The 12,802-nt window shown below is 72.0% G+C and carries 11 protein-coding genes; 6 read left to right on the top strand and 5 right to left on the bottom strand.

The window, feature by feature from the left end:
- Position 1 precedes the first annotated feature (1 nt).
- The 4 genes from ACFPGP_RS00745 to ACFPGP_RS00730 form a co-directional block, all read right to left on the bottom strand.
- Positions 2 to 466, bottom strand: a complete 465-nt coding sequence (locus ACFPGP_RS00745; protein WP_378585533.1) for a hypothetical protein — start codon at positions 464 to 466, stop codon at positions 2 to 4.
- The gene (locus ACFPGP_RS00740) at positions 442 to 2,586 is read right to left on the bottom strand and encodes a CARDB domain-containing protein (RefSeq protein WP_378585531.1); all 2,145 of its coding nucleotides are present in this window, start codon (positions 2,584 to 2,586) and stop codon (positions 442 to 444) included. The genes ACFPGP_RS00745 and ACFPGP_RS00740 overlap by 25 nt, the downstream gene beginning before the upstream one ends.
- Positions 2,587 to 2,685: 99 nt before the next feature.
- Positions 2,686 to 2,982, bottom strand: a complete 297-nt coding sequence (locus ACFPGP_RS00735) for a putative quinol monooxygenase (RefSeq protein ID WP_378585528.1) — start codon at positions 2,980 to 2,982, stop codon at positions 2,686 to 2,688.
- Positions 2,983 to 3,012: 30 nt separating this feature from the next.
- A complete protein-coding gene (locus ACFPGP_RS00730) occupies positions 3,013 to 3,279 on the bottom strand; it encodes a hypothetical protein (protein ID WP_378585525.1) in 267 nt (88 codons plus the stop codon).
- Positions 3,280 to 3,493: 214 nt separating this feature from the next.
- Here ACFPGP_RS00730 and ACFPGP_RS00725 point away from each other — a divergent pair, with 214 nt between their 5' ends.
- The 6 genes from ACFPGP_RS00725 (at position 3,494) to ACFPGP_RS00700 (ending at position 10,568) form a co-directional block, all read left to right on the top strand.
- Positions 3,494 to 6,322, top strand: coding sequence for a helix-turn-helix transcriptional regulator (locus tag ACFPGP_RS00725; protein ID WP_378585523.1), 2,829 nt, complete (start codon positions 3,494 to 3,496; stop codon positions 6,320 to 6,322).
- A gap of 94 nt (positions 6,323 to 6,416) precedes the next feature.
- Complete coding sequence (locus tag ACFPGP_RS00720) at positions 6,417 to 6,818, top strand: ester cyclase (protein ID WP_378585521.1); 402 nt, start codon at positions 6,417 to 6,419, stop codon at positions 6,816 to 6,818.
- A 37-nt stretch (positions 6,819 to 6,855) separates the two neighbouring features.
- The gene (locus ACFPGP_RS00715) at positions 6,856 to 7,209 is read left to right on the top strand and encodes a hypothetical protein (RefSeq protein ID WP_378585518.1); all 354 of its coding nucleotides are present in this window, start codon (positions 6,856 to 6,858) and stop codon (positions 7,207 to 7,209) included.
- Between the two features lie 13 nt (positions 7,210 to 7,222).
- Positions 7,223 to 7,540, top strand: a complete 318-nt coding sequence (locus ACFPGP_RS00710) for a hypothetical protein (protein ID WP_378585517.1) — start codon at positions 7,223 to 7,225, stop codon at positions 7,538 to 7,540.
- Between the two features lie 446 nt (positions 7,541 to 7,986).
- Positions 7,987 to 9,384: a wax ester/triacylglycerol synthase family O-acyltransferase gene (locus ACFPGP_RS00705; RefSeq protein WP_378585514.1), complete on the top strand. Its 1,398-nt coding sequence runs from the start codon at positions 7,987 to 7,989 to the stop codon at positions 9,382 to 9,384.
- Positions 9,381 to 10,568, top strand: coding sequence for a serine hydrolase domain-containing protein (locus ACFPGP_RS00700; RefSeq protein WP_378585512.1), 1,188 nt, complete (start codon positions 9,381 to 9,383; stop codon positions 10,566 to 10,568). The genes ACFPGP_RS00705 and ACFPGP_RS00700 overlap by 4 nt, the downstream gene beginning before the upstream one ends.
- Before the next feature lie 704 nt (positions 10,569 to 11,272).
- Here ACFPGP_RS00700 and ACFPGP_RS00695 read toward each other — a convergent pair.
- The gene (locus ACFPGP_RS00695) at positions 11,273 to 12,799 is read right to left on the bottom strand and encodes a SulP family inorganic anion transporter (protein ID WP_378585510.1); all 1,527 of its coding nucleotides are present in this window, start codon (positions 12,797 to 12,799) and stop codon (positions 11,273 to 11,275) included.
- Between the last annotated feature and the right edge of the window lie 3 nt (positions 12,800 to 12,802).

Raw genomic sequence — 12,802 nt, 5'->3', positions numbered from 1 at the left:
GTCAGGCCTGCGCGGACAACAGCTGGACGACCGTCTCGCCCGGGCAGGTGGCGGACTTCTTGATCGTCCACCGGCCGACGTACCCGTTGCCGGTCCAATTGGCCTCCGCGTCGTCGTCCTCGGTCTCCCCGCTGGTCACCCGGAAGCCGGCCTCCTCGGCGGCGTTCATGGCTGCCAACACCTCCTCGAACGGCGTGCGCGTGACGCCGGTGGCGATCACTCCGTCCTCGCCCCTGTCCTCCACGGCGAAGACCACGGTCCCGTCCGGCAGCGGGAAGTCGGAGGGGTAGGAGTCGGGCGTCGAGGCCACCGGGGTGGCGTCCGCGACGCAGGTGCTGGCGTCGGCCGCGGAGTGCTCACCGGTGTCCGACTCGCCTGCCGTGGGGTCGCCGCCCTCCCCACACCCGGCGACGAGGGCGACGAGGGCCAGCACGGCGGGCGTCAGTGCCGCGCGCGGTGCGGCCATCGGCCCCTCCCGGTGGTGACGAGCTTGTTGTCGGCCTCGTCCGACTCCGCGATCAGGTTGCCGGGGTCCACCGAGCCGGTGAACGTGTGCGTCCCGCTGGTCGCCTTCCACGAGAAGGTCACCGTCGTCTGCCTTCCCGCGGCCAGGGCCGTGAGGGTCGTCCGACCCACCACGGCCTGCCCGTCGCTCATGCGCACGACGATGTCGGTGGCGCGGGCTCGACCCGTGTTCGCCACGGTCGACGTCGCGACGAACTTGCCCTTCAGCTTGACCACGCTCTGCTTGGCCAGGGTCAGGTTGGCCTTCGGGTCGTAGGACGAGAACAACCCCAGACCACTGCTCTGGCGGACGATGGTCGCGTAGGCCGCCTGCGCATCGGCTGGCCCGTCGTTGCTGTTGTGCGTCGTGTCGGTGACGCACGCGTCGATGCACCCGTCGGCGAAGCCCACCTCGACGTGCCCCGTCCGGTCGACGGTCACGTCGATGAAGTCCAGCAGGTTGCGGTCGTTGCCGCACGTCGTGCCGCCGGTGCAGATCGACCCGCGCTGGACCGGGTCGTTCGGCGTCGCGTCAACCGACACCCAGGTCTTGCCCCCGTCGTAGGTGCTCGCGAGGTAGAGGTGCCACTCGGCGTCCTTGAAGTCCGTCTGGCTCTGGTAGTTGCCGGCCTTGGTGGTGCCGAGGTAGGCGAGGGTCGCCCGGTCGTCGTCCCCGGCGACCATCGCGGGGAACACGGCGTTCTTGACGCCGAGGTCGGCGCCGACCGTCTGCGGGGCCGACCACGTCGAGCCCTGGTCGTGGCTCACCGCGACTGCCGGCTTGCCGTCGGAGCCGACGTACCCGAAGTAGACGGTGCCGTTCGCGCCCACGCCCACGGACGGGTCCGCGTCGCTCGGGCTGCTGCCCGGGACCCGGTGGACCGTCCAGCTCGCGCCGTTGTCCTTGCTCACCACCACGGCCGCGTTGCTGCCGCACGCCTTGTTCGGCACGTACGCCGTGCCGTCGGGCGCGACCTTGACGTGCCCGTGCAGGCCGCCGCAGTCGAGCAGGCTGTAGGTCGGGACGCCCGGACCGAACGTCGTGCCGCCGTCGTGCGAGGCGGCGCAGAAGGCGGTGGCGATGTCCTGGCTGCAGTAGTAGACCGCGTGGGGGTAGGCGGAGGTGGGCAGCGCGCCGACGCCGTCGGGGCTGTAGGGGCCGCCGCCGATCGTCTGGTGGTCCACACCCGACGGGATCCCGCCCCCGGTGCTCGGCTGCCAGGTCTGGCCGTCGTCGTCGGTGTAGCAGGTCAGCGAGTCCACCCCGGACAGCTGCGACTCGAAGGTCCGCCCCGTCGCGTGGTCGGTGAACAGGATGGGGTCGAGGCTGGTCAGGCCGCCCTGGGGGCAGCCCTTCGCGGCCGTCGCCGACACGTCGCTCCACGACGCCTTCGCAGGGGACACGCTGTCGTCGAAGGTCACCTTGTAGGTCGACAGGTAGGCCTGGTACATCGTGGCGCCGGTCTTCCAGCTCGACCCGATGGACGGCTCGCCGGCGTTGTTGACGTCCGCGCCCAGGGCCGTCGGCGCCGGGTAGGTCGTGAACCCGGGGGGCGTCGCCGTGCCGGGGGGCGGCGGCACCGGGGTGTCGACGAGGGTGGCCTCGGCCGAGTAGCTCTGGCCCAGGGGCAGGAACGGCACCACACGCACCGTGTAGGTGCCCGCCGTCGGCGGCAGGACGACCTGCTCGGGGTCGGCGCTCGAGGCAGCCTGGCCGACGGTGTTCCCGGCCGCGTCGAGCACGTAGACGTCGAAGTCGGCCGCCGTCTGCGGCCACGTCACGTCGACCTTCAGCGCGTGGGTGTCGCCGTACCCCGCGGGCGTCGACACGTGGAGGGTGAAGTCGTCGCAGCTCTGCGGAGCCGTGCAGTCCGGGGCGTCCAGCGCCGTACCGGTCGTGTTGGGCGCGACGAACGGGCCGCCGGTCCACGACACCGTCCTCGACGAGTCGCTCACGGACCCCTCGCTCGGGCTGCTGGCGGACGCCGAACCCCCGTTGCCCAGCAGGGCGGCGGCCAGGACCACCGCGCTGGCGACACCGAGCACGCGACGGGCATGAGAGTGGTGACGACGTGGACGCATGGGTGGCTCCTCGGGTTGCCGTGACCCCTGGTCAACGACCTACCCCGTCCACGGTCACGCCCATCACGTCCGCGTCCCCGTCGTGGCCCACCTCGCCCGTCAGACGATCCGGACGACCGTGGCCGAGAACGGTTCGGCCAGCAGCTCGAGCAGGGGCGCCATGGCCTCGCCGGTCGCCGGGTCGCCCATGACGGCGTCCCGCGCCTCGGCTGCCTCCCAGTCGGCGATCTCCACCAGCGCGTCGGGGTCGTCGACCACCTCGTACAAGGCGCTGCCCAGGGAGCCCCTCCCTTCCAGGGCTGGCCCGAGCTCGGCCATCAGTGTGCGAAGCACGTTCGTGAGCTCGTCGCGCCGGCCGGGCTTGGCCTTCAGCTCGACGATCACCTTGACTGCCATGGGTGGACCTCCTCGAAGCGGGTGTCGGCGCTACTTCTCGATGTAGACGGTGAGCGGCGGCAGCACGCCGTGCGCCTCCATCTGGGCCGCCACCTCGGGAGGAGGCGAGTCGATCAGCGCGCGTACGGCGTCGACGTCGTGCACGGTGGCGCTCACGGCGATCCGGTTGCTGCCGTCGAGCGCGACGTGATCCGTGACGTCGGTGCCGACCGACCCGAGGGCGGCCGCCCGCTCGGCCTTGCCCGTGAGCCAGCGTTCGATGTCGACGACCTCGTGGGTGATGACCATGCGTGGCATGCTGCGCTCCTTTGCGCGGAGTGGGTGGGTGATCACGCCGGTCGCTCCAGCGGTCGACGGCACCTCGGGTGGCCCGACCGATCGTGCTGCCGGCCGGGCGCGAAGACATCACTCGATCGGGTGATGCCCGGACGATGCGTGCCGCGGTGGACGGATGGACCAGTCTGGACCGCCGGCGCCGTCGGGAGCAGACTCGGCGCGTGGCGGGGTCGTCGTGAGGACGTCTGGGGAGAGGCTGGTCGGGCGGGATGCCGAGCTCGCCCTGACGGCGGGCGAGGTCGACCGACTCGGCGAGGGCCGGGCGGCGACGCTGACGATCGAGGGGGAAGCCGGCGTCGGCAAGACCCGCCTGGCGCAGAGCATGGTCCACCGCGCGCGATCGCGTGGCATGACGGTGTTCTGCGGCCGGGCTCATCCCTTCGAGCGGACGCGTCCGTTCGGCGTGGTCGCTGACGCGTTGGACCTGAGCGTGCGTTCGTCCGATTCGCGCGGCGCCGCGATCGGGGCGCTGCTGTCCCGTCACGACGCGGACGCATCGGGGTCGGTCGGCGACATCCAGTACCGCGTCGTCGAGGAGATCGTCGACCTGGTCGAGACCGCGTGCGCCGAGCGCCCGGTGCTGCTGGTCGCCGAGGACATCCACTGGGCGGACACCGCAAGTCTGTTGACCGTCTTGTCGATCGTGCGGCAGCTGCCGCTCGCTCCCCTGCTCGCCGTGGTGACCACGCGACCGTCGCCACTTCCCGGCGACGTCGTCCGGCTGCTCGACGACCTGGCGGACGAGGGTGGGCGCACCCTGCGCCTGCAGCCCCTGGCACCCGACCAGGTCGCGGCTCTTGCGGCGCACGAGCTCGGGGCGCCCCCCGGGCCCGGCCTGGCCGCCATGCTGGACAAGGCCGGCGGGAACCCGCTGTGGGTCAACGCCCTGCTGCGCTCCCTGGCCGACGAGGGGGTCCTGCGCGACGCCTCCGGCGTGGTCGACGTGACGAGCCCGGAGCTGCCGGGCTCGCTGAGCGAGCTGGTGGCCCGCCGCCTGCGCGACCTGTCGGGGCCGACGCTGGACCTGCTCCAGGTCACGGCCGTGCTCGGCGACGCGGTGTCCGTGCGCGACGTGGCCGCTGTCGCCCGACGTACGCCGGCCGACGTGGCCGGGCAGCTGACCGAGGCGTTCGACGCCCGCCTCCTCGACGAGGTCGACGAACGCGTCGTGTTCCGGCACCAGCTCGTGCACGACGCCATCTACCAGCGCGTCCCTGCGCCGGCGCGTCGCCTGCTGCACCGCGAGGCCGCGGTCGCGCTGATGGCAGCGGGGGCGGACCGGCTGGCCGTGGCCGACCACCTGGTGCTCGGCGCCGAGCGGGGCGACGAGCAGGTCGTCGGGTGGCTGCGGGACGCCGCCCGTGAGGCGTCGGGGCAGGCGCCGGCGGTCACCCTCGAGCTCCTCCGCCGCGCCGAGGCGCTGCTGCCGGGCGGTCATCGCGACGCGGACCTCGTGTCGGCGGAGGTCGTGCAGGCACTGCTGCGCGCCGGCCACGTCGCCGAGGCGTCGGCGCGAGCGGAGGCGGTGCTGACCCGGCGGCACGCCACCGAGGTCGACTCCCCGTTGCGCGTCGCTCTCGTGGGCGCGCTGGCCCTGCAGAACCGTGCCGACGAGGTCACCGCCGTGGTCGAGGCCAGCCTCGCCGCCCCCGACCGCCTGCGCCCCGCCGATCAGGCGCTCGTGCTGTCCCAGCAGAGCTGGGCCCTCACCTACACCGGCGACCCCCGGGCGGGTGAGTCAGCAGCCGCGCGGGCGCTCGCCATCGCCGAGCAGGTGAGCGACACGGCAATGTCGGTGTGGGCGCTGACGGCGCTGCTGGTGGCGGAGGGTCGGCAGGGCCGTTTCGACGAGGCGCTGTCACACGCCCGTCGCGCGGCCACCCTCGCGGCCGGCTCGCCCGACACGCGATCGCTGCCGCTGCAGCCGAAGTTCTTCCTCGGCCTGGCGCTGTTCGACTGCGACCTCGTCGGCGAGGCCCGGACCGCCTTCCGGGCGGCGCTGGACGACGAGTCCGGCTCCGCGTGGTGGCTCTCGGACACACTCATGGCGGACGCCCAGGCGTCGTTCGCCATCGGTGAGTGGGACGACGCGGTGCCCGGCCTGATCGCCGGCGGCCAGGCGGCGCAGGAGAAGGGCAACCCGCTGCTGACGACGCAGTCGCTCGCCTACCGCACCGTCATCGCGACGGCCAGGGGAGATCTCCGGAGCGCCCGCAAGCTGGCCGACGGGTTCACCGCGTCGCTGGAGGGCGAGCAGCTGAGCTACAACGCGGGAGTGCTGACCTTCGCCGCGGCCGGGCTCACGGCGGCCGAGGGCGACCTGCAGGGGGCCTTCGACCTGCTGCTGCGGTGCTGGCGTTTCGACCAGGCGCGGGAGAGCCGGTTCTACCACCGCTGCCTCGCCCCGGATCTCGTGCGGCTCGCCCTGGCCCTGGGGCACCGCGACGTCGCCGTCGAGGTGGCCGACAGCGTCGCCGCCGGGGTCGCCCTGGCGCCGGAGGTGGCCACCGTGGCCGGTCTTGCCCTGCGCTGTCGTGGACTGGTCGACGGTGAGGTCGAGGCGCTGGTCGAGGCCGCCGCGCTCACCCGCCGTACGCCTCTCCTGGTGGAGCACGCCGGCGCCTGCGAAGACGCCGCGAGCCTGCTGGCGCGGGACGGCCGGCGCGACGAGGCGGCGACCCTGCTGAACGAGGCGCTGGACCGCTACGAGCAGGCCGGCGCCGACGCCTGGGCCGGCCGCGTCCGGGCCGGGCTGCGGTCCGTCGGCGCCCACCCCGGTGCCCGCGGACCGCGGCGCCGCCCCGCGGCCGGCTGGGAGAGCCTCACCGACACGGAGCGGGCGGTGGCACTGCTCGTCGCGGATGGCCTGACGAACGGCGCCGTGGCCCGGCGGATGTACATCTCACCGCACACCGTGAACACCCACCTGAGACACGTGTTCGCCAAGCTCGGGGTGTCGAACCGGGTCGAGCTCGCCACGGTGGTGCATCACTCGATCGAGTGATGTCCTGCCTGCCCGGCTCCGGCACATTCGACGGCAGGCAGTCGCGCAGGCTGCCACCGACGAGTGGAGGCTCACCGTGGACCACGCTGCGACGATGCGGAGCACCTACGAGCTGATCAACACCGGCGACATCGCCGGGTTCGGCGACCTGCTGGCCGACGACTTCGTCGAGCACCAGGGCGGGCCGGGGTTCCCCGACACCAAGGAGGGCACGCTCGCCTTCTTCCGCGCCCTGCTCGACGCCTTCCCCGACCTGCACATGGAGGTCGAGGACCTGATCGCCGACGGGGACAAGACCGTCGCCCGGGTCACGACCACGGGGACCCACCGGGGCGACTTCATGGGCATCCCGCCGACCGGCAGCAGCGCCGGCATGCAGCTCATCGACATCATGCGGTTCGACGGAGCCGGCCGGGTGTGCGAGCACTGGGGGGTCGCGGACATGTTGACGCTGCTGCAGCAGCTCGGCGTCGTACCTGCCAGCGCCCCGGTCTAGGAAAACCAGCGCGGCGGACTGCGACACAGGCCATCGCATGCAGAGCATCGCGTTCGCCGTCCACCTGTCGCCCGACCAGACGCGGACGACCGTCGGCGCGCTGGCCTCGTGCTGGCGGGGGCCTCGCCGGGAGTCCTTCCGGGACGCCCGACGCCGTGCGGGCATCGTCAGGGAGGCGGTCTGGCTCCAGTCCGCTCCCGGAGGTGCCCTTGCGATCGTGTACCTCGAGGCCGACGACCTCGACGCCGCGTTCGCGATGTGGGCGAGGTCGGCCGAGCCGTTCGACAGCTGGTTCCGCGCGCACGCCCACCACGTGCACGGCAACGCCTGGGACGACGCGTTCCGGGCGCCGGAGCTGGTGCTCGACTTCGACACCGGCAGGACTGATTGAGGGAGGAAGCGACATGTGGGCGCAGCTCATCACGATGCCCGTGAAGCCGGACAAGGACTTCTCGGCCCTGTCCCAGGCCCTGCGCGACGCCGAGCAGCCGGGATCGGGACTGGTGCGGACGCTGACGATGCGCGACCAGAAGGATCCACGACTGCTGTACACGCTCGTCGTCTTCGAGAGCGAGGAGAAGGCGCGCGCCCGCGAGCGGGATCCACGCCGCCAGGAGGTCCTCCAGTCCGTGCGGGCCATGATGGACGACATCCTCGACGGCCCGATGGAGTTCGTCGACCTGACCGTCGAGGCGGAGTGGACGGGCCACGAGGACGCGTGAGGCCACACAGGCACCAGTGAGACTTCAGGCCCGGAATCCGCGGATTCCGGGCCTGAAGTGTCGTAGCGGGGGACCCGGCGGATCTGCGATCGTCCCGTTGACCGTCGACACTCACCCGCGACGTAGGGCCCCTGCCAGGGCATCTGCCACCCTTCCCTCATGAGCTGATCGAAGCACGGGGCACGGACGGTCGGCGCAGCTTCTCGAAGGACCGGCGACAGAAGTGCGGGAGCAGCCAAGCGGCCCGCCCTGCACGGACGCGCGGCGCGGTCCCGCTTGGGACCCGCCCGTCGCGCTGGCGCCAAGGCGCTACGTCGACGACAGCGGCTCCAGCGGAGGTGCGCACTGCCGGTCCTTCGCCGCAGGGCGCTCCGACAACGACACGCCCGGGATGTGGGACCGTGAGGATCAGCGACGACGCGGATCAGGAACGGGCGAGCAGGGATATGTCGATTCAGCTCATGGCGCCTCTCGACGCGGTTCTGATGACCGCTGAGCTGCTGGGCAACCCGATGCACGTCGCGGTTCTGCTCGTGCTCACGCCTCCTCCGGGCGCGGAACCCTCCTATGTCGACCGGCTGTACGACGACGCTGTGGCCTCCGGCGTCGAGGTCGACCCCAGGCTGCTCCGCCACCCGCACCGCGGGTTCGACACCGGGGGCCTGTGGGCCTGGCGGCCCGCCGAAGGACTCGAGCTCACCCGACACGTCCGCCGGCACACTCTCCAGACCGGCAGCCGCGAAGAGTTGTACGAGCTGGTCGGCCACGCGCACGAGACGCCTCTCCCGCAAGACCGGCCGATGTGGGAGGCCATCCTCGTGGACGGGCTGTCCGACGGCCGATTCGCGTTCTACATCAAGGTGCACCACGCCCTGATGGACGGTGTGAGCGGTCTGAGGTTGGTCGAGGGGTCGATGTCCACCGACCCTGACGAGCGCGGCTCGCCTCCGTACGTCGGGTTCCGGACTCACGGCACGAATGCGGCTACCCCGGGGGGGCGTCGGCTCCCCGTGAGGATGGCCGGTGTCACAGTGCGCACGGCGACCGCCGCGACCGCCATGGGGCGGCGCGTCGTCGAGGGCACGATCGCCGACATCGCGAAGGGTCTGACGACCGACACGACCGTGCTGCCCTTCCGGGCTCCGCGCACGCGGCTCAACGGTCCGCTCACTGCCACCCGCTCGTTCACCGCAGGCACCTGGCAGCGCGAGCGGATTCGCCGCGTGCAGGAGGCGGCCCCTGGTGTGACCGGCAACGACGTGATGACGGCCATGCTTGCCGGCGGTCTGCGAGGGTGGTTGGCCGAGCACGACGAGCTGCCTGAGAAGTCGCTGGTCGCGATCTGCCCCGTCTCGGTGCGCACGCCCGAGGGAGGCGAGGCCGGCAACGCCTTCGGCACGGCGCTGTGCAACCTGGGCACTGCCCTGGAGGACCCGCGCCAGCGACTGGACCTGATCAGCCGGTCGATGGCCGTGGCGAAGAGACGCGTCCTCGACCTCGGACCGGTCCCCTCGCTGCTGGTCGCAGCACCGAGCATCCTGCCGACGATCCTGCTGCCGATGCTGCCGTTCGACCCGGGGCTGAGGCCGGGCTACAACCTGCCGATCTCGAACGTGCCGGGGCCGAGGCACGACCTCTACTGGAACGGTGCGCACCTCGACGAGATGTACCCGGTGTCGGTGGTGTACGACGGGATGGCACTCAACGTCACCGGCTGCGGCTACGCGGACAAGATCTGTCTCGGATACGTCGCCGGACGGGACGCCGTGCCTGACGTCGAGTCACTCGTCCCCCACACCGAGGAGGCACTGGTGGAGCTCGAGACCGCGCTGGGGGTGAGATGACTGCCGAGACCGAGCCCGACGGCCGCCCGATGTGTGTCGACCCGCGGTTCCAGACGACTGCCGACCGGTTCTTCGACACCTTCCGGACCACCGCACACGGCGGCGGAGCCGCCGCGGCGTACCTGCACGGCGAGCTCGTGCTCGACGTGTGGGCAGGGTGGCGGGCGAAGGACCTGAGGTGGACGCACGACACCGTGACGATGTGCTTCTCGACAGGGAAGGGCGTCGCGAGCACGGTCCTGCACCGGCTCGCGGACCGTGGTCTCGTCGACTACGACCAACCCGTTGCGGCGTACTGGCCCGAGTTCGCCGCCGCCGGCAAGGACCGGATCACGGTACGGGAGCTGATGTCACACCGCGCCGGGCTGCACAACGTGCGGGCGATCGCGCCGACCCGCGAGATCCTGCTGGACAACGATGCCTTCGCGAACGCATTGGCGGCAGGTTCTCCGGACCCGCGCCGGTTCCGGGGCCCTGGCTACCACGCGGTGACCTACGGCAACCTGGTCGCGGAGGTCGCGGCTCGGGTGACCGGCAAGGACTTCACGACGCTGCTGCGCGAGGAGGTCGCTGAACCGCTCGGGGTCGACGAGTTCTGGTTCCACGTGCCGCTCGACCACCGCGTCCGGATCGCGCGGGTGTTCCCGACGGTCAAGCCGGGGCCGTTGCCGTGGAGCACCACCGGCCGGCTGCTGTCGGCCGTCCCGGGACTGCGCGCTGTCGCGGAGGCCGGCATGGCCGCGGGGTTCGACGAGCTGGTGCGAAGTCCCGAGGCGCACGACGCGGTGATGCCCGGGTGGAACGGCGTGTTCAGCGCCGAGGCGCTCGCGAAGATGTACGTCGCGCTCGCCAACGGCGGGGTGGTCGACGCGAAGCGCTACCTGTCCGCGGACCGGATCCGACAGATGGCCCAGGTGCAGACCAGGGACCGCGACTACGTGCTGGGCATCCGACCCAACTGGCGGCTCGGCTACCACCCCGCCTGGCTGCGCATCCCGGAGCCGCCACTCGGGTCGATCGGCCACTACGGCTTCGGCGGCTCGGGCGCCTGGGCGGATCCGGAGACCGGACTCTCGTTCGCCTTCGTCAGCAACCGGCTCGGCAACGCGCTGCAGCCGATCACCGACGGGCGGATGTCACGGATCGGCGGGGCTGCGATCGAGGCGGCGCGCCGGGCTGCGTGACCCGACCCAGCAGGCACGGCGCCAGCCCGCGTGAGGCGTGTCGACGTGTAGCTTCCGCGGCCACGCACCGAGACAACCTCATGGCGCAAACAGAAGCGGCCCTCACAGTCTCTGTGAGGGCCGCTTCATCTGCGTAGCGGGGGCAGGATTTGAACCTGCGACCTCTGGACGCCATCAGGGCCATCGCAACGACTACGGAGTTGGGCCGGAAGCTACCGATTCGCTAGGTGTGGTGAGGGATTCGCCCTCGCTTCCGACCTCACAATACTCGACTGGCACCGAGTAGGACGGGCCCAATCTGGACACTAAGTGGACACGGCATGAATCCCGACTCCCCTGTCATTCGGACGTGCACCGTCGCTCAGGCCAGGGACGGGAACCTTCTCCATCCTCGTCACGTCCACGCCTACGGACGTCGTCGCTGGCAGCAAGGCACTGCTGCAGGCCAGGTGGTGACGATGGCGAAACCGGCTCGGTCCGACCCGCGGGAGACCGTCGCGAGTGTGTTCCTGCGCTGGGACTGCCGATGACCTACGTCGCAGGCACCTCACTGGTCGTCTTCACCCGACCGGCCCTGCCGCCTCGCGGTCCGCGCCAGCGGCCGGACTGGAGGCTGGTCGCGGCTCTCACCGCCGCCTCGGCCGCCGGCGGCCTCGCTGGCGCCCGGCTTGCTGACCGCGTTGACCGGCTCAGGAGACGCCCGGTCAGGCCAATCTCGCAGGCTCCACCGTGACGGCGGGACCGAGCACGCGACTGAGTAGGCGTGCGGCGTGCGGGCCGGCCCCGCGGATCGCGAAGGACCGTCCCGCGGCGTCCGACTCCTCCACCAGGTCGCGCAGCATCAGTGCTCCCGTGAGGTCCAGCCGGCCGACGGAGTTGAGGTGCAGCACCACGCTCGCCACGTCGGGGTGCTGCACGATTACCGCGTTGATGGCGCGCTCCACGGCCGGGGCGGAGCCGAAGTACAGCACGCCCGAAGGCCGCAGGTGCAGCACGTCGTGCTCGACGCACGAGGGCACCGGCACCCGCATCTCGCGCCACAGGTGCACGGCGAGGGCGGCGGCCACACCGAGGACCACCCCGCGCTCGACGCGGGGCGCGAAGGCTAGGGTGCTCACCGCCGTCACCACACCGACGGCGAACTGCGGCTTGGACCAGTGCCAGTAGAGCGCAGGTTTGCGCACGTCCACGAGCGACAGCACAGCGCCGATGACGAGGCCGGCGAGGACCGCGAGCGGAAGGTTCGCCAGCATCCCGGCGAACGGCAGGATCGCCAGCACCAGGAGCCCGGTGAATGCGCCGCTCCACCGGGTCCGGGCTCCGCTGAGCCGGTTGAGCCCGGTGCGAGAGAACGAGCCGCCGACCGGGAAGCCGCCCGCTGCACCGGAGGCAAGGTTGGCCAGCCCCTGGCCGACGAACTCCCGGTTCGAGTTCCAGGGCTGCCGGTCCTCGGCGGCGTACCGGCGGGCGATGGACGCCGGCTCGGCAAAGCCGATCACGGCGATCACCAGGCCCGGTAGCAGCAGCGCACCCAGGTCCCCCGGGGCGATGCTGCGCGGGGCATGGAGCTGCAGGTCGAAGGTCCCGACGGTGGCGCCGTCGTAGCCGGCGAGCGTGCTCCAAGCGGTGGCGGCGACGACGGCCACCAGGGCACCGGGGAAGAACGCCCAGAGTCGGCGACCTCCGAACATCACCACGAGGGCACCGAGCCCCAGTGCGACGTCGGCCCAGGACCACTCGGTCGGGTCGGCCAGCGCGGAGACCGCACCCACGAGCGGGTTGGCGGCGTCCACGTCGACGCCGAGCAGCGCGGGGACCTGGGTGCCGACGATCAGCAGCGCCGCGGCCGTGGTGAAGCTGACGACCACCGGCTGCGACATCAGGTAGGCGATCGGCCCGGCGCCCACCAGGCCCAGGGTTACGCGGACCAGCCCCACGATGAGCGCCAGCACCGCCGCGAGGGCCGCGAAACGCAGCGACTCCGGCTCTGCCAGCGGCGCCAGGGCTCCGAACGTCAGCAGGCTGGTGACGGCGACGGGGCCGGTCTGCAGGTACGGCGAGGAGCCGACCAGTGCCCCGGCGATCGGCGCCGCCACCGCGGCGTACAGGCCGTAGACCGGGTCGAGTCCGGCGATCGAGGCGTACGCCAGCGCCTGGGGGACCAGCACCAGAGCGACGGTCGCAGCCGCGACGAGGTCGCCGCGCGCGGGCCGGGTGACCTTCGCGCGCATCGG

The organism is Nocardioides taihuensis (assembly GCF_042657275.1).
GTDB classification, from domain to species: domain Bacteria; phylum Actinomycetota; class Actinomycetes; order Propionibacteriales; family Nocardioidaceae; genus Nocardioides; species Nocardioides taihuensis.
Note: the sequence above shows the minus strand (reverse complement) of the source record. Positions and strands in the feature narration are given on the sequence as shown.